Below are 15,328 nucleotides of genomic sequence, written 5' to 3' on the forward strand. Positions count from 1 at the left end.
CAAGAGGGCAAGCAGCAAGGCCGCCTTGAAAAAGGCCCGCAGGAGAAGAGGGCTCTTCACGGCCCCACCTCCACGAAGCCCTCCCGCAGGTAGGCGGCCCGGAAGAGGTCCAAGGCCGCCCTCCCCGCCCGGGGTCCAAAGCTCCCCAGGTAGAGGTCGTCCATGGCCACCACCTTCCGCTTCTGCCCGGCCGGGGTCTGGGCCACCCCGGGAAGCTTCAGAAGGCCCTCTAAGCCCCCGAGGCTTTCCAGGCCCTTCTTGAAGACCACGATCACATCGGGCCTGGCCGCCACCACGCTCTCCGCGGTCATGGGCTTGCACTCCCGGATGCCCCGGGCGGCGTTTTCCAGGCCCGCGAGGGCCATCATCCCCACGGGGGTGCTCCCCTCCCCGCAGACGAAGGTGGTCCCGGGGCCGCGGAGGTAGAGGAAGAGGGCCCTGAGCCTCCCCTTGGGGGCATGCTGGGCCTGGAAGGCCTTGAGGAGCAGGAGGTCCCGCTCCAGGGCCCGCACCAAGGCCTCTCCCTGCTCCACCCTTCCCAAGGCCTGGGCCACGATGCGGACCTTGGCCTTGGCCCCTTCCACGCTGGGCTCGGTGGGCACCAGGACCACGGCCACCCCCGCCCTCTCCAGCTGCTCCACCACCTCCTTGGGCCGCACGTCCTCCCGCCCCATCGCCAGGGTGGGCCTGAGGGAAAGGATCCCCTCGGCGGAGAGGCGGAACTGGTACCCCACGCTGGGGTGCCTTAGGACCTCTGGGGGGTAGTAGCTGGAGTCGTCCCGCCCCACCACCCTATCCCCTAGGCCCAGGGCGAAGAGGATCTCGGTGGTGATCCCGTCCAGGCTGACGATGCGCTCTATGGAGGGGACCTCCACCGCCTTCCCCCGGGCGTCCACGACCCGGAAGGGTTGGGCCGAGGCCAAGGCGCCGAAGACCCCTAGCAGCAAGAGAAGCCTTCTCATCCCTTCACCTCCACTTCCTCAAGCCCCAGGACCAAGGCCCCCAGGCCTTCCCCTTCCACCACCACCTCCCGCTCCACGGGGAGCCAGTAGGGGCCTATCTCGGCGTACTCGTCCCGGAACCTTTCCACCTTGAGGAGGCGCCCTCCGGGATCCCGGTGGACCAGGAGGAAGCGGTGGGGCAGAAGCTTCTCCCCCACTTCACGCCAGGTCTCCAGGTGGATGCGGAAGGAACCCTCGGGGAGGTGACGCTCAATGAGGGCAAGCCTCCCCCCTTTCACCCAAAGGCGGGACCGGAAGGGGTCCTCGAGGGCGATCCCCGTGCCCAGGGGACCCTCGGCGAAAAGGCGCATGGGGTAGCGCCCCTCCCCCTCCTCAAAGGGAACGGGGCGGCGGTGTCCCAAGAGGGAGGCGAGCTCCCTCTCCGCCCGGGAACCCACGCCCTCGGGAAGGTGAAGGACCCTGGGGACGAAGCCCTCGGCCTCCACGGCCCCCACGTACCAGGCCCCGTCCAGATAGAGGTTCAGGCGGGCCCGGAAGCCGGGGAAGCCTATGGGGAGGGTGTAGACCCGCTCCCGGGCCCGCTTTAGGAGGGCCCAAGCGGGGGGCGCCTCAGCCATCCTCCCCCTCCGAGTCCAAGATGGCCTCAAAGACTTCCAGCTTGTTGGCCCCGAGGAAAGCCTCCTTGGGCAGGGTGCCGCTTCGGGCGTGGCCCTCCTTGAAGGCGGGGCTCTCCGTCCAGGCCCTGAAGGCCGCCTCGCTCTCCCAGAAGGTCAAGACGATGTAGGGATCCCCGGGGTTCTTGGGCCTCAGGACCAGGTTGCGGATGAACCCCGGCATCCGGTCCACCAGCCGGGCCCGGGTGCGGAAAACCTCCTCAAACCGATGGGCGTACTCGGGATTTACGGGGATGCGGTTCATGACCACGAACACGGTGGCACCTCCTGGGCAGGAGGGTAACCCCGGGGAGAGAAAAAGTCAAGTATTCCGGTCGGATTTTGTTAGTATTGGGAACGATAACCTTTAGCAACACCATAGGCCGGGGAAGGGGGGATCTGGCCCCCCGCCCGGGTGGGGCGGAAGGCACCGAGGCGGACCTTGGGCTAACGGCCCGCCTCGAGGCCCCCCACGAAGGCCTCCACCGCCTCCTTCCAGGGCTCCTCTCGCCCGAGGCCCTCCCGTCCGAGGCGCACCCGGTAGACCCCCTCCCCTTCGTGGCGCACCTCGTAAGCGAGCCCCTCGGGAGGAGGACCGAGAAGGGAGAGGAGGAGCCCCACCCCCTCCCTTCCCCTGACGGCGAGGGGAAGGGGGGCGAGGGCGGCGGTCTCCAGGGGTGCGGGGTCCAGAAGCCCCTCCGGCCTCACCCGGAAGCCCACCACCTTCCCCTCGAGGCGGAGGACCTCCCCCCAGGGGAAGGCCTCGGCCTCCGCCCCCTCGAGGGGAGCGAGGGCCACCAGGAGCCCCTCCCCTTCCCGCCTGAAGGCCGTGGAGGGGAAGAAGCGCTTGGCCAGACCCAGGCCGAGCTCCCGTTTGGCCTCGGCGTAGAGGGCGAGGAAGGCGGTGGCCGTTTCCTCGGGGTCGGCCGAGTCCAGGGGCTCGGGCCAGAAGGCCTCGGCGTAGAGCCCCCGCTGGAAGGCCTGGCGGGAGGAGAGGCCCGGGAGGGCCACGAGGGCGAGAGAAGCGTCCCCTCCCCTCTCCCGGAAGTAGACCCTCCGCCCCTCGGGGTCATCGGCCTCCACCTGGAAGGGGGCGGCGAGGGTGAGGATCTCCACCTTCCGGAAGCCCGCCCCCTCCAAGCGCTCCACGAGGTGGTCGTAGCGCCTCCTCAGGAGCTTCCCGAGCTTTTCCGTCCCACTCCACCTGTGGAGGACGGGGAAGCCCCTGGGCAGGACCACCACCTCTTCCCTGGGCAGGACGAGGGTGGCGGGGCCCTCCACGAGGAGGTGCGCCTCGCCCCCCTCCACCCTCCGCACCCGCCCCACCCCGTAGCCCCTCTCGGAGAGGAAGAGGGCCTGCTCCCCGCGCCTCGCCGGGGGGCGCTTCCCCTCCTCCAGGAAGCGGTCCAGGAGGTGGAGGAGGAAGGGCACGAGGGGGGTGTCCAGCTCCAGGACGAGAGAGGGCTCCTCCCCGACCCAGAGGCCCAGGTAACGCCTCCTCAGGCCCAGCCTCCTCAGGGGGTCCCGCTCCTTGGGGAGAGCCCGCTCGAGCTCCTTTAGGGCCCGGAAGAGGGCGAAGAGGCGGGCCTCCCAGAGGGCGGGCTCCCGGAGGGGGTCCTCCAGCTCGAGGCGCGCCCGCTGGCTCGGGGCCATGGGGTCGTTCCCGTCCGCCCTCCCCCCGAGGCGGCGCTCCAGGGCAAAGGCCAGGTGGTACTCCAGGCCCCCCTCGGGAACCCGCAGGGCGAGGGGGCCCAGGGTGAGCTCCACCCCGCCCGGGAGCCCTCCCCGGAAGCCTTCGGGGTCCACGGGGGTTCCCCCCACGAGGAGGCCGAGGCCGAGCTCCCTCGCCCCCCTGAGGTCCAGGGCGGGGAGGGAGGGACCTTTATCGGTCAAGATGAGCATGGCTTCCTCCAAGGGGCGAGCCCCCCTCAAGTCTAGCGCGCCCGAGGCGCGAAAAGGCCCCCGCAGGCCACCTGGCCAGCCTGCGGCGGAGGCCTCCGGGTTGATAGGGCGCCCCTGGAGCCCGGCCAAAGCCCCTTGACGCCTTCCCACAACCCGTAGTAGGGTTTTCGCCAGGACGCCCAAGACCTAGGGTGTCCTGGCCGCGATGCCAGGCCGACAGGTCTGGACGCCGAAAGGCGGTGGGGGAAGTCCGGTGAGAGTCCGGCGCTGTCCCGCAACGGTAACCGGCCCAAGCGTCCCGCCCACCCTCCCGGCCGGAAGCCCGAGTACCCGCTTCGCGGCCCCGCCCCGTAGCCCTCGAGGCAAGGGCAAAGGTGGTGATGCCCGTGGGACCTTAGCTCGCCCATCCCCCCAAAATGAGGACTCGGGCCCGGCGCCCGAGGCGGCCCTTAGGCTTTAGGCGGGTTTTCGCACCCTCAGGAGGTGCCATGCGGGAAACGCGCATGGTCTACCCCGTCTTCCCCGGGGAGACCAACCACTACGGAACCCTATTCGGCGGAACGGTTCTGGCCTGGATGGACCAGGCGGCCTTCGTGGCCGCTACCCGGCACGCGCGCAAAAAGGTGGTGACGGTGCACGCCGACGCCGTGGACTTCAAGCGCCCCGTGCCCCTGGGGGCCATCGTGGAGCTGGTGGCCCGGCTTAAGGAGGTGGGGCGCTCCTCCATGCGGGTGGAGGTGGAGATGTGGGTGGAGCCGCTGAAGGAGGGGGAGGAGGCCTACCTGGCCGCCCGGGGCGGGTTCGTCCTGGTGGCGGTGGACGAGGGGGGCAGGCCGAGCCCGGTGCCTCCCCTGGAAGGGGGTGGGGCCCGTGCCCCTCACGGCGCCTAGGCCCCACTACCGCCCCTACGAGTACCCGGGGCTCCTGCGCTTCCGGGACGCCATCCGGCACAGCTACTGGGTGCACACGGAGTTCGGCTTCCAGTCCGACCTCCAGGACCACGCCCTCTCCGACGAGAAGGAGCGGCACCTGGTGGAGCGGGCCCTCCTCGCCATCTCCCAGGTGGAGCTCTCCGTGAAGCTCTTCTGGGCCCGCCTCTACGACCGCTTCCCCAAGCCCGAGATCGCCGAGGTGGGCATGACCTTCGCCGAGAGCGAGGTGCGGCACGCCAACGCCTACGCCCACCTCCTGGAGCTCCTGGGCCTCGAGGAGGCCTTCCGGGAGGCCCTGGAGGGGGCCACCCCCCTCAAGGAGCGGGCCCGGGCCCTGGAGGCGGTCCTCAGGCGCTCCCGGGAGGCGGGCCTGCGGGAGTACGCCCTGGCCCTCCTCCTCTTCTCCGCCTTCACCGAGCACGTCTCCCTCTTCTCCCAGTTCTACGTCCTCATGGCCCTGAACCGCCGGGGCAACCGCTACAAGGGGATCTCCAACGCCATAGAGGCCACCAGCAAGGAGGAGAACATCCACGGCCTCTTCGGGGCGGAGCTTTTGCGCCTCCTCCGGGAGGAGGACCCCGGCCTCTTCGGGGAGGCCTTCCAGGAGGAGGCCCTGGGCCTGGCCCGCGAGCTCTTCGGGGCGGAGGAGGCCCTCCTGGACTGGCTCTTCGCCCAGGGGGAGCCCTCCTTGGTGGGGCACGGGGAGACCCTGGAGTTCCTGAAGCACCGCTACAACGAGGTCCTCGCCCTCCACGGGCTCCCCGAGGCCTTCCCCGTGGACCGGGGGAGGCTTCGGGACACGGAGTGGTTCGCCCTGGAGCTCCTGGCCGACAAGGAGGTGGACTTCTTCCACAAGCGGAGCGTGGCCTACGCGCGAAGGGTGCAGAGCTTTGAACCGGAAGAGCTTTTCTGAGGAGAAGGCATGACCGAGACCAAGCGGACCTACGAGCCCTGGTACTGGGCCAACGAGCACACCCGCCTCTACATGAGCCGGGGCTACCTGCTCCCCGGGGTGAGCGTGGAGGAGCGGGTGAAGGAGATCGCCCAGCGGGCGGAGGCCCTCACCGGGATCGAGGGCTTCGCCCGCAAGTTCCAGGAGTACGTGGCCCGGGGGTGGTACTCCCTGGCCACCCCGGTCTGGGCCAACTACGGCCTCAGGCGGGGCCTCCCCATCTCCTGCTACGGCACCTACGTGGAGGACGACACCGCCTCCATCCTGCGGGCGGTGGCCGAGGTGGGGATGATGAGCAAGCAGGGGGGCGGCACCTCGGTCTACCTGGGGAGGCTCAGGCCCCGGGGCGCCCCCATCCGGGACAACGGGGAGAGCAACGGCTCCTTCGCCTTCGCCTCCCTCTTTGACCGGGTGATCGAGGTCTTCAACCAGGGGTCCACCCGCAGGGGCCAGTGCGCCGCCTACCTGGACATGGAGCACCCCGACCTGGAGGAGTGGCTCACCATCCAGCGGGAAAACTCCCCCGTCCAGTCCCTCTTCTGGGGGGTGTCCGTGGGCGACCGCTGGCTGGAGGAGATGGTGGCGGGCGACCCCGAGAAGCGGGCCCGCTGGGCCAGGGTCCTGAAGAGCCGGGCCGAGGTGGGCCTCCCCTACCTCTTCTTCCGGGACAACGCCAACCGCAAGGCCCCCGAGGTCTTCCGCGCCTTGGGCAAGACCATCTGGGCCAGCAACCTCTGCACGGAGATCATGCTCCCCTCCTCCCAGGAGGAGAGCTTCGTCTGCTGCCTCTCCTCCCTGAACCTCCTCCACTACGAGGAGTGGAAGGGCACGGACGCCGTGGAGACCCTGACCATCTTCCTGGACTCCGTCCTGGACGACTTCATAGAGAAGGCGGAGGGCGTCCCCTACCTGGAGCGGGCGGTGCGCTTCGCCCGGCGCTACCGGGCCATAGGCCTGGGGGTCCTGGGGTGGCACAGCTACCTCCAGTCCCAGAGGATCCCCCTGGAGAGCCCCGAGGCCTTCCGGAGGAACGCCGAGATCTTCAAGACCATCCGGGAGCGGGCGGAGGAGGCCTCGAGGTGGCTTAGGAAGCGCCACCCCGAGGACGAGCTGGCCGGGGTGGGGGAGCTTGCGGAAAGGCGCAACGCCACCCTCCTGGCCATCGCCCCCACCAAGTCCAGCGCCTTCATCCTGGGCCAGGTCTCCCCCTCCATAGAGCCCTACACCAGCAACTACTACCTGAAAGACCTCCAGAAGGCCAGGGTCCCCTTCAAGAACCCCTTCCTGCAGGAGGTCTTGAGGGAGAAGGGCCGGGACGAGGAGAGGGTGTGGCGGAGCATCCTGGAGCACAACGGCTCCGTGCAGCACCTGGACTTCCTCACGGAGGAGGAGAAGGAGGTCTTCAAGACCTTCGCCGAGGTCTCCCAGATGACCCTGGTGAACCTGGCAGCCTCGAGGCAGAAGCACATAGACCAGGGCCAGTCCCTGAACCTGGTGGTCCACCCGGAGGCCCCGCCCAAGGACGTGAACGCCCTGGTCCTCCACGCCTGGCGCTCGGGCCTCAAGGCCCTCTACTACCAGTTCAGCCAGAGCATGGCCCAGGCTTACAGCCGGGACCTCCTCCTCTCCTGCCGGGCCTGCGAGAGCTGAGGACCGCGCCGCGGCGGAGGCCGCGGTGCACCCCCTCTTGACTTAACGAAAACGCTATTGCAATATCATTTCCCTGAGGTGGGAGCATGCGCAGAACCCTCCAAACCCTCATCCTGCCCCTGCTGGCCCTGGGCTTCCTGCCCGCCCTGACCCACGGCGCGGTGCCGGAGCGGGAGGAGGCCTTCCCGGCAGAGGCGCGGCTATTCGCCCTGGACAACGGCAAGGATTCAAGCCGCCTCCTGGCCATAGACCTGCCCCGGGGGGAGGTGGTGGCCAGGCTCTCCCTGCCCCCCAGGGGGATGAGCCTGGTGGCCGCCCCCTCCGGGCGGTACCTCCTGGTCTCCCGGGGCAGGGACACGGACCGGCAGTGGCTCACCGTGGTCTGGACGGGGAAGGAGGAGGGGCGCTGGAGCCTGCCCGTGGTGGCCAAGAGCCTCCTCCTGGGCAGGGGCTGGAACATCGGCCACGGGAGCGAGCCCTACGCCCTCGGGGGACGCCTCCTGGCCTTCTCCGAACGCACCGGGGAGGCCCTCCTCTTTGACGAGGAGGCCCTTCGCCCCGAGGCCCCCTTCCTCCACCAGCGGCTCCGCCTCCCGAACCCCGACCACTACCACATCGTGGAGGCCCCAGAGGGCACCTACCTCGCCCTCCTGGCCCGGGGGCAGGTGGTCCTCTACCCCAAGGGGCTGGGCGGGGAGGAGGGAGGGCGGTTCTCCTGCCCCATGGAGCACGGGGAGGCCTTCCACCGGGAGACGGGGCGGAGCTTCTTCGCCTGCGCCCGGGACGTCCTGGTGCTGCAGGGGGGGAGGGAGGCCGCCCGGCTTCCCTACCCCGTGGCGGGGGAGCGCATCGGGGCCTTCCTGGAAGGGGACGGGGCCTTCTTCGGGTACTCCGACGGGGTAAGGCACCTCCTCCGCCTGGACCCCGGGGCACCCGGCCTCACCCCCATCCCCCTGGGAGGGGTCTTCCTCCGGGGGGCCTCCGATGGGGAGCGGCTTTACGTCCTCCTCACGGACGGTACCCTGCAGATCAGGGAGGCCAAGGAGGGGCGGCTCCTCCGGCAGGTCCGGGTCTCCCCCAGGCCCTTCCCCGAGATGGACGAGGACACGGGCGGGGCCATCTACCCGGACCTCGCCCCCTGGCCCGCCCGGGGTCTGGTCTACGCCAGCCTGCCCCACCTGGGCCTGGTGGCGGAGGTGGACGTGGCCAAGGGCCGGGTGGTGCGGTACCTCCGCACGGGGGGAAGCCCCACCCGTCTGGTCCTGGTGGTGCCATGAACCCCATGCCCGTGGTGATGTACCTCATGGGCCTGGACGCGGCCCACGGCCTCCTGGAGGAGCTGGGCCTGGCCAAGAGGCCCCACCCCCAGGGGGTGGGCTCCAGCCTCTACCTGGGGGAGGAGCTGGTGCTCCACTCCACGGGGATCTGGTACCGGGGGGTCCTCTACCACCGGCCCAAGGAGCGCTTCTACCAGGCCCCCCTGCCCCCCTACCCCCCGGAGGTCCACCCCGGGGCAAGACCCCTCCCCTTCCCCGAGGGCCTCGCCCACCTCCTGCCCTTCCTCCGGGAGTACGAGGCCCGGGTGGCGGCCCTGCGGGGGGAGGGGCGGGGGCGCTTCCTGAGGCGGCTTCCCCCCGCGGCCAGGAGGCACCTGAAGGACTGGAGGGAGGTTCTGGCGGGGGGGGAAGGGGGTGAGGCATGAGGCTGGCGGCGCTGGCCCTGGCGGCCCTTTGGGGGTTGGCCTGGGCCCAGGCCCCGGTGGTGGCCACCACCCCCATCCTGGCCAGCCTGGCCCAGGAGGTGGCGGGAAGCCGCCTCAGGGTGGCCAGCGTGGTGCCCCCGGGGGCGGACCCCCACGCCTTTGACCTGAGGCCCTCCACCGCCTTGGAGGTCTCCCGGGCCAGGCTTCTCCTGGCCAACGGGCTGGGCCTCGAGCCCTACCTGCCCAAGCTCAGGGCCCTCCTGCCCCCGGGGGCCCAGGTGGTGGAGCTGGCCCCCGGAATGCCCGACCTCATCTGCGGCCTCCTGGGGCTCAGGGAAAAGGGGGTCCACCTCCACGGGGACTGCGACCCCCACCTGTGGCTGGACCCCACCTACGGGGTGCGCTACGCCGGGCGGATGGCCGAGGAGCTCTCCCGGCTCTTCCCGGAATACCGGGAGGATTTCCAGAGAAACCTGGACCGCTTCCGGGAGAAGGCCCTGGCGGAGGACGAGGCCCTCCGGGCCTGCCTCGCTGGGCGGAGGCCCAGGGCGGTGGTGGCCCACCTCTCCCTCTCCTACCTGGCCCGCAGGTACGGCCTGGAGGTGGTGGGGGTCCTGCGGGACACCCTGGGCCAGGACCTGGGGGTCCGCGGCCGCATCGCCCTCCTCAAGGAAGCCGAGCTTGGAGGGGTGGACCTGGTGGTGGCCGAGCCCCAGTACAACCCCGCTCCCCTAAAGGAGCTGGCCGAGGAACTGGGGGCGAGGCTCGTGGTCCTCTACACGGACACCCTGGACCGAAGGGTGCCCACCTACCTGGACCTCCTCCGTTGGAACAGGGAGAGGCTTTGCCAAGCGGTGGAAAGGCGGTGATGGGGATGAAAAAGGTTTGGTGGCTTCTTGCGGCGCCCCTTCTCGCGGCCCTGGCCCAAGCCCCGGGGGAGCACCCCCACGGGCCCGAGGGGGAAAAGGTGCACACCCGGGTAGCGGTGGCCGACGGCGAGCGGCCCCTGGTTCTGGTCCTGGAGGAGGAGGGGAAGGAGCTCGGGCGCTTCACCGTGCCCTCCCCCGCCTCCCTCTACCCCCTCCCCGGGGGGCAGTACGTCCTCATGGTCCACCGGGAGGGGAACGCCGTGGGCTTCCTCTACGGCGGGCTCGCCCTGGAGGACCACGGGGAGCACCAGGACGTGAAGCCGGAAAACCCCTACGTGGCCGCCACCCTGCGCACCGGGCCCAGGCCCACCCACCCCTTCGCCCAAGGCTCCTGGCTCGCGGTCTTCCACGATGGGGACGGGTCCGTGGCCCTCTTTGACCTCAGGCGGCTTGGGGTGGACTTCACCCCCAGGCTCATCCCCACCGGGGGGGCGGACCACGGGGCGGTGACCCTCCTGGGGGAGACCCTCCTGGTGGGGGGCCTGGAACGGGGGGTGGTGGAGGCCTACACCCTGGGGGGAACCCGGGTCCTCACCCTCCCCCAGGCCTGCCCCCGGCTCCACGGGGAGGCGGTGCTGGGGGAGGTGGCCGCCTTCGGGTGCGCCGACGGGGTCCTCCTGGTGGAGAAGAGGGGCCAGGGCCTCCTGGGCCGGAAGCTCCCCTACCCCTCCGGGAGCCCCCAGGGGGCCCGGGTGGGCGCCCTCCAGTCCCACCCCCGCCACCCCTTCCTGGTGGGGAACTTCGGCCAGGGGCTTCTTTTGGTCTTCCCCAAGGAGGGCCGCCTCCAGCCCCTCCCCCTCCCCGCAAGGCCCCTCCGCTTCGCCTTTGACCCCGAAGGGGAGGCCCTCTACGCCCTCACCGCCGACGGCAGGCTCCACCGCCTGGACCTGGAGGGGAAGCGGGTGGTGGCGAGCCTCGAGGCGGTGGCCCCCCTGGCGGAGGGCGCCCCCACCCCCGGCCTGGCGGTGGGCCACGGGGCGGCCTTCCTGGCGGACCCCGCCAGGGGAGAGGTGGTCCGGGTGGACCTGGAGGGCTTCCGGATTTCCCACCGTTTCCCCGTGGGGGGCAAGCCCAGGAGCATCGCCCTCTTCCAGGTGGTGGGGGTGGAGCACTAAGGCCCGGGGCGGCCCAAGGGCCGCCCTCCTTCTTGACCGAAAAATGAAAATGCGTTATCGTTTTTCTTACAAAGGAGGTGGAGCGTGCGCGTGGCCTACATCCTGAGCAGCCCGAGGGCGGCCAGCCACAAGCTGGGCCAGATGATCCTGCCCCAGCTGGAGGCGGGCACCCACGGGGTGGAGGTGGTGGGGATCTTCTTCTTCGACGACAACACCATGGTCCTGCAGAAGGGGAACCCCATAGGAGAGAGGCTCGCCAGGGTGGCCCGGGAGAAGGGAATCCTCCTCATGATGTGCGACCTCTGCGCCCTGGAGAGGGGGCTGGCCGAGGGGGAACCCCGGTGGTGCACCCCGGAAGGGGAAGTCCGGACCACCCCCGGGGAGTGCCGCGTGGCGGCCCACGTGGTGGAGGGGGTGGAGGTGGGGTGCTTCCCCGACCTGTACCGGGCCCTGGCGGGCAGGGTGGACCAGGTGGTCACCCTCTAGGGGGTGAGGAGGATGGGCGCTCCCATTCCCGTAACCGTCCTCGTGGGCTTCCTGGGGGCGGGTAAGACCACCTTGATCAACCACCTCCTGCGCACCGGGCTGGAAGGGAAGCGGGTGGCGGTCCTGGTGAACGACCTGGCGGAGGTGAACGTGGACGCCCGCCTGGTGGTGCGCACGGCGGAGCGGGTGGTGGAGTTCTCCAACGGGTGCATCTGCTGCACCCTCCGGGAAGACCTGCTCCAGGAGCTGGAGCGCCTCGCCCGGGAGGAGGCCCCCGACCACATCCTGGTGGAGTCCACGGGCATCGGGGAACCCCTGCCCATCGCCCAGACCTTCTACATGGGAACTCTCCCGGAAAAGGTGCGCCTGGACGCCATCGTCACCGTGGTGGACGCCAGCGCCTTCTTCCGCCAGTGGGAGGAGGTGGGGGTGGTGGAGGATGCCGAGGGCAACCCCGTGGAGGAGCCCTTAGCCCCCCTCCTCGCCGCCCAGGTGGAGTTCAGCAACATCCTCGTCCTCAACAAGACCGACCTGGTGGCGGAGGCGGAGGTGGACCGCCTCGAGGCCTTCCTCCGGGCCCTGAACCCCAAGGCCCGCGTCCTCCGGAGCGTGCGGGGGGAGGTGGACCCCGCCCTGCTCCTGGGGACGGGGCTTTACGACTACGAGACCGGGATGGAGCACCCCGACTGGGCCAAGGAGTGGGAGGCCCCCACCAAGGAAACGGAGGAGTACGGGTTCCAAAGCTTCGTCTACCGCAGGGAGAGGCCCTTCCGCTTCCAGGACTTCTGGGGGTTCCTCGAGTCCTGGCCCCCCTACGTCCTCCGGGCCAAGGGCTTCGTCCGCTTCGCCGACAGGCCCTCGGGCCTCCTCCTGGAGACCTCGGGCCTGGCCCACCCCGGCCCCATCCTCCAGGTCCTGGTCAACCAAAGTGCACATTAGTGCACTCCGGCCCTCCACCAGGAGGAGGACCTAGGCTTCCCTTCCACCCCTCCCACGATCCCCCGAAGAGGATGGGCTTGAGGGGAGAGAGATCTCTCGGTACCTCTTGCCCGAGGAGGGGAAGGAAAGTGCCTGCCCTCAGGACCCTCCAGGGATTGGCGCCATAGAGGTTCCTTCCATGGGTTGACCCCTTCTGACTCCCTGGAGAACCCTGAAGGCTTGAAAGCAAGGACAGGGAAGCGCGGGCCTTTCTCAGCTCGCAAACAAGCCTCCTCTTGAGGTAGGGGTTGCGCTCAGCCCCGTGCCTGGCCCCGAGTTCCCCGACCCTGGAGGCGTAGAAGTCCTGAACGTGAGCCCGAAAGGTTCCGTCCTGGATAAGGGCTTGGTAGCCCCTGGGCAACTTCTCCCGGAATCCCAGAGCCCTTCTCCCGATGACAAGGGCGGCGGCCACGTCCTTGGAGAGGGAAAGCAGAGGGGCGTACTTGAGCATCCCTATCGTGGAGGTGTCCTGGGGGTTCACCTCCAACACCTCCACGCCCCTCTTGCGGGCTAAGGAGTGAATCTTCCGGAGAAGGGAGGTGTAGGCGAAGCGGTGCTGTTTTCTGCGGAAGAAGCGGCCAGAGCCATCGCCCCTTCTGGACTTTCTTAGATGCTTGAGCCTCTCCGTGGCGAGGGCGACGCCGTGTTCTTCGGCTACCGCCACCACCTGGTGGGCCACCTTCCAGAGGACCAGTTCCTTCGCCCCCCTGTTCTCTGCCCGGTCCACCTCCTCCAGGGAGAGGGTGAGGTGGCGCCTCAGGTTCCCGTCAGGGGAGACGAGGGCCAAGGCAAGATGGTAAGGGTCCGAGTTCACGTCCAGGGCAAGGACCCCGTTTTCCTTCGTGATCGTGAGAGGAGCGGGCTCCTCCTCCCAGGTAAAGGTGGCGTAGACCTTGCCCCCCTTGAGGGTGAGCCCCACGTTGTAGGGGAGGGAGGCGTACACCCTCTGGAGGAGGGCGTTAAGGTTCGGGTGGCCCGTCTTCACCAGGGCGTGGGCGTGGCTCCCGTCCCCCAGGTTGATCCGGAGCCACAAGCTCCCGTCCTTGACGAGGAGCCTCAGGTTGAGGTTGCCCCCCTTGGTCCTGTCCCCGCGGGAGTAGAGAAGGCCCTGACGCCTTTCCCGCCACTCCCGTTTGAGTTTCTTGAGGGCTTCGCCGGAGAGGTGCCCCCGCTTCAGTCGCTCAAAGAGCTTCCTTCCCCCGAAGACGACTTTGCGGGGGTCTTCTCCTCTCTCTCTGGTGGAGTCTAAGGTAGCCTGGGCTTTCAAGATGGCGTCGTCCGCGTGGCGGGTGTTGAGGCGGAAGAGGGTACAGAGGGGGCCGTCCTGTCGTTTGAGCTCTTCCCGGTCCTTTCCCTCTAGAAGGCGGTTGTAGGCGTAGCGCACGGCGGCGGAGAAGCGGCGCATGAGGTCCAGAAGAAGGTGAAAGTCCTCTGCGAAGGGGAAGACAAGGAGGGCCTGGACTCCCTGAAACTCACCCTTCCGCCTTCCCCGCTTGGGCATCCCTCTTCCTCCCGGAACGCGAGCCCCGCTTCCCGTAAATCCGTGCCGCAAAGCTGGAAACGATGGCCACCAGGTCCTCGGCCAGCTCCTCGTGCACTTCCTGACTCTCCTTCCCGTTTAGGACCACCAGCTCCACCCCGAAGGCTTCCAGGAAGCGCCGGATGTAGCCGAGGCCGAACCGCACCAGGCGGTCTTCGCCTGGGGAGTCTCCAGTCCGAGGGAGAGAAACCGCTCGATCTCCTCCCGGCGGTACCTTCTACGACCGCCGGGGGTGCGGACGGGGTGCAGAAGACCCTGCTTCTCCCACTTGTACAGGGTGTTGCGGTGCAGACCGTAACGCTCCTGGATCTGTTGTGCTGTAAGGAGAAGTGGGTCCATCTAAAAGGTAGTATAGCTTAGCGTTCGCTATTTTTCAACTGTTTGCGCCTCCTCTCCCCCGGGGTGCGGGAGGCCTACCGCCTGGCGGGGGTGGTGACCCTGGTGGACCCCCTGCACCTGCCCCACTACCTCGCCTTCCCCGAGGCCGAGGCCCAGGTGATCTACGCGGACCTCCTGCTCCTCACCAAGGCCGACCTCGCCCCGGAGGAGGAGGTGCGGGAGGCGGAGCGGACCCTCCGGCGCCTGAACCCCTTGGCCCCCCTCCACCGGAGCGTCCGGGGGGAGGGGGTCGGGGCGGAAACGGTCCTCTTCCCCAGGAAGGCCCAGGGGTTCCGCCCCCCTCCCCCTCCCGTCCACGCCCACCGGGAGGGGCTTGGGAGCGTCTCCCTCCTCCGGGAGGGGGAGGTGGACCTGAGGGGCCTCGAGGCGTTCCTGGAGGCCATGGTCTTCGGCAGGGGGCCCTTCCGAAGGGGGCGGCTGGTGCGGGCGAAGGGGGAGGTGAACCTCAGGGGCTCCCACCGCTCCCTGCGCTTCCACGGGGTCTACGCCCTCCTGGACTTTGAAAAGGGACCCCCCTGGCCCCCCGGGCCCCGGGCCAACCGGATGGTCTTCATCGGGGAGGACCTGGACCGGGAGGGGATAGAGGAGGCCTTCGCGCAGCTGGTTTCATGAAGGCTGCGGTGATCACCGTATCCGACCGGGCTTCCAAGGGGGTCTACGAGGACCGCTCCGGCCCGGAGGCGGAGGCGTTCCTCCGGGAAAGGCTTCGGGAGGTGGAGGTGCGGCGGGCCCTGGTCCCCGACGAGGAGGAGGCCATCCGGGAAGCCCTGGCGCAGGCCCTGGCCTGGGGGGCCCGCCTGGTCCTCCTCACCGGCGGGACCGGGCCCGCCCCAAGGGACGTGACCCCGGAGGCCCTGGCCCCCCTGTGGCGGAAGGAGCTTCCTGGCTTCGGGGAGGCCATGCGCCTGGCCTCCCTGCGGGAAACCCCCACGGCCATCCTCTCCCGGGCCACGGGCGGGGTGGTGGGGGAGGCCCTGGTCCTCCTCCTTCCCGGGAACCCCAGGGCCATCCGGGTCTGCCTGGAGGCCGTCTGGCCCGCGGTGCCCACGGCCCTCGCCCTCCTCGCCCCCTAGCGGGAGAAGGCCGGGCCCCAAGCGCCCGCCCCCACCCGAGGGCCCAGGAAAGCCC

At 69.7% G+C, this 15,328-nt stretch carries 16 protein-coding genes, 1 pseudogene and 1 riboswitch; of the genes and pseudogenes, 11 read left to right on the forward strand and 6 right to left on the reverse strand.

What is annotated here, in order from left to right:
* Positions 1–56: 56 nt before the first annotated feature.
* The 4 genes from ACZ5RK_RS11725 to ACZ5RK_RS11740 all read right to left on the reverse strand — a co-directional run bounded on the left by ACZ5RK_RS11725 (position 57) and on the right by ACZ5RK_RS11740 (position 3,517).
* Complete coding sequence (locus ACZ5RK_RS11725) at positions 57–962, reverse strand: heme/hemin ABC transporter substrate-binding protein (RefSeq protein ID WP_464910172.1); 906 nt, start codon at positions 960–962, stop codon at positions 57–59.
* Positions 959–1,579, reverse strand: a complete 621-nt coding sequence (locus ACZ5RK_RS11730) for a DUF3386 family protein (protein ID WP_464910173.1) — start codon at positions 1,577–1,579, stop codon at positions 959–961. The genes ACZ5RK_RS11725 and ACZ5RK_RS11730 overlap by 4 nt, the downstream gene beginning before the upstream one ends.
* The gene (locus ACZ5RK_RS11735) at positions 1,572–1,892 is read right to left on the reverse strand and encodes an antibiotic biosynthesis monooxygenase family protein (protein WP_054647666.1); all 321 of its coding nucleotides are present in this window, start codon (positions 1,890–1,892) and stop codon (positions 1,572–1,574) included. Before ACZ5RK_RS11735 ends, ACZ5RK_RS11730 begins: the two co-directional genes overlap by 8 nt.
* 170 nt (positions 1,893–2,062) lie before the next feature.
* A complete protein-coding gene (locus ACZ5RK_RS11740; protein WP_464910174.1) occupies positions 2,063–3,517 on the reverse strand; it encodes a hypothetical protein in 1,455 nt (484 codons plus the stop codon).
* A 218-nt stretch (positions 3,518–3,735) separates the two neighbouring features.
* Positions 3,736–3,853, forward strand: a riboswitch (cobalamin riboswitch).
* A gap of 152 nt (positions 3,854–4,005) precedes the next feature.
* On the opposite strand from ACZ5RK_RS11740, the gene ACZ5RK_RS11745 reads away from it, so the two are divergent.
* The 9 genes from ACZ5RK_RS11745 to ACZ5RK_RS11785 all read left to right on the forward strand — a co-directional run bounded on the left by ACZ5RK_RS11745 (position 4,006) and on the right by ACZ5RK_RS11785 (position 12,222).
* Positions 4,006–4,407 carry an acyl-CoA thioesterase gene (locus ACZ5RK_RS11745; protein ID WP_464910175.1) on the forward strand — a complete coding sequence of 134 codons (402 nt, stop codon included), beginning with the start codon at positions 4,006–4,008 and terminating at the stop codon, positions 4,405–4,407.
* On the forward strand, positions 4,388–5,362 hold the full coding sequence (locus ACZ5RK_RS11750) for a ribonucleotide-diphosphate reductase subunit beta (protein WP_054647513.1): 975 nt from the start codon (positions 4,388–4,390) through the stop codon (positions 5,360–5,362). Before ACZ5RK_RS11745 ends, ACZ5RK_RS11750 begins: the two co-directional genes overlap by 20 nt.
* Before the next feature lie 9 nt (positions 5,363–5,371).
* Complete coding sequence (locus tag ACZ5RK_RS11755) at positions 5,372–7,051, forward strand: ribonucleoside-diphosphate reductase subunit alpha (protein WP_464910176.1); 1,680 nt, start codon at positions 5,372–5,374, stop codon at positions 7,049–7,051.
* Between the two features lie 86 nt (positions 7,052–7,137).
* Entirely contained in the window at positions 7,138–8,328 is a 1,191-nt protein-coding gene (locus ACZ5RK_RS11760) for a YncE family protein (protein WP_054647512.1), read from the forward strand.
* Positions 8,325–8,753, forward strand: coding sequence for a hypothetical protein (locus ACZ5RK_RS11765; protein ID WP_464910177.1), 429 nt, complete (start codon positions 8,325–8,327; stop codon positions 8,751–8,753). The genes ACZ5RK_RS11760 and ACZ5RK_RS11765 overlap by 4 nt, the downstream gene beginning before the upstream one ends.
* Positions 8,750–9,622 carry a metal ABC transporter substrate-binding protein gene (locus tag ACZ5RK_RS11770; protein ID WP_464910178.1) on the forward strand — a complete coding sequence of 291 codons (873 nt, stop codon included), beginning with the start codon at positions 8,750–8,752 and terminating at the stop codon, positions 9,620–9,622. Before ACZ5RK_RS11765 ends, ACZ5RK_RS11770 begins: the two co-directional genes overlap by 4 nt.
* 5 nt (positions 9,623–9,627) lie before the next feature.
* On the forward strand, positions 9,628–10,797 hold the full coding sequence (locus ACZ5RK_RS11775) for a hypothetical protein (RefSeq protein WP_464910179.1): 1,170 nt from the start codon (positions 9,628–9,630) through the stop codon (positions 10,795–10,797).
* A gap of 84 nt (positions 10,798–10,881) precedes the next feature.
* Positions 10,882–11,283, forward strand: coding sequence for a SaoD/DsrE family protein (locus tag ACZ5RK_RS11780; RefSeq protein WP_464910180.1), 402 nt, complete (start codon positions 10,882–10,884; stop codon positions 11,281–11,283).
* 12 nt (positions 11,284–11,295) lie between these two features.
* Complete coding sequence (locus ACZ5RK_RS11785; RefSeq protein ID WP_464910181.1) at positions 11,296–12,222, forward strand: CobW family GTP-binding protein; 927 nt, start codon at positions 11,296–11,298, stop codon at positions 12,220–12,222.
* Here ACZ5RK_RS11785 and ACZ5RK_RS11790 read toward each other — a convergent pair.
* Complete coding sequence (locus ACZ5RK_RS11790) at positions 12,203–13,762, reverse strand: IS200/IS605 family accessory protein TnpB-related protein (protein WP_464910182.1); 1,560 nt, start codon at positions 13,760–13,762, stop codon at positions 12,203–12,205. The two genes, ACZ5RK_RS11785 and ACZ5RK_RS11790, sit on opposite strands and share 20 nt — an antisense overlap.
* Positions 13,734–14,140 (reverse strand): annotated as a pseudogene (locus tag ACZ5RK_RS11795) (IS607 family transposase). Before ACZ5RK_RS11795 ends, ACZ5RK_RS11790 begins: the two are co-directional and overlap by 29 nt.
* Before the next feature lie 42 nt (positions 14,141–14,182).
* Between ACZ5RK_RS11795 and ACZ5RK_RS11800 the strand changes: the two are divergent.
* Together ACZ5RK_RS11800 and mog are read left to right on the forward strand one after the other, a co-directional pair.
* Positions 14,183–14,812, forward strand: coding sequence for a CobW family GTP-binding protein (locus ACZ5RK_RS11800; protein WP_464910183.1), 630 nt, complete (start codon positions 14,183–14,185; stop codon positions 14,810–14,812).
* Complete coding sequence (gene mog, locus ACZ5RK_RS11805) at positions 14,809–15,273, forward strand: molybdopterin adenylyltransferase (protein ID WP_464910184.1); 465 nt, start codon at positions 14,809–14,811, stop codon at positions 15,271–15,273. Before ACZ5RK_RS11800 ends, mog begins: the two co-directional genes overlap by 4 nt.
* The last annotated feature ends 55 nt before the right edge of the window (positions 15,274–15,328 follow it).

Source organism: Thermus kawarayensis JCM 12314 (assembly GCF_055393575.1).

Bases quoted from the DNA above. Each gene is read 5' to 3' on its own strand.
- ACZ5RK_RS11725 (WP_464910172.1), bottom strand. From the start codon at position 962: ATGAGAAGGCTTCTCTTGCTGCTAGGGGTCTTCGGCGCCTTGGCCTCG.
- ACZ5RK_RS11730 (WP_464910173.1), bottom strand. From the start codon at position 1,579: ATGGCTGAGGCGCCCCCCGCTTGGGCCCTCCTAAAGCGGGCCCGGGAG.
- ACZ5RK_RS11740 (WP_464910174.1), bottom strand. From the start codon at position 3,517: ATGCTCATCTTGACCGATAAAGGTCCCTCCCTCCCCGCCCTGGACCTC.
- ACZ5RK_RS11745 (WP_464910175.1), top strand. From the start codon at position 4,006: ATGCGGGAAACGCGCATGGTCTACCCCGTCTTCCCCGGGGAGACCAAC.
- ACZ5RK_RS11755 (WP_464910176.1), top strand. From the start codon at position 5,372: ATGACCGAGACCAAGCGGACCTACGAGCCCTGGTACTGGGCCAACGAG.
- ACZ5RK_RS11760 (WP_054647512.1), top strand. From the start codon at position 7,138: ATGCGCAGAACCCTCCAAACCCTCATCCTGCCCCTGCTGGCCCTGGGC.
- ACZ5RK_RS11765 (WP_464910177.1), top strand. From the start codon at position 8,325: ATGAACCCCATGCCCGTGGTGATGTACCTCATGGGCCTGGACGCGGCC.
- ACZ5RK_RS11770 (WP_464910178.1), top strand. From the start codon at position 8,750: ATGAGGCTGGCGGCGCTGGCCCTGGCGGCCCTTTGGGGGTTGGCCTGG.
- ACZ5RK_RS11775 (WP_464910179.1), top strand. From the start codon at position 9,628: ATGAAAAAGGTTTGGTGGCTTCTTGCGGCGCCCCTTCTCGCGGCCCTG.
- ACZ5RK_RS11785 (WP_464910181.1), top strand. From the start codon at position 11,296: ATGGGCGCTCCCATTCCCGTAACCGTCCTCGTGGGCTTCCTGGGGGCG.
- ACZ5RK_RS11790 (WP_464910182.1), bottom strand. From the start codon at position 13,762: ATGCCCAAGCGGGGAAGGCGGAAGGGTGAGTTTCAGGGAGTCCAGGCC.
- mog (WP_464910184.1), top strand. From the start codon at position 14,809: ATGAAGGCTGCGGTGATCACCGTATCCGACCGGGCTTCCAAGGGGGTC.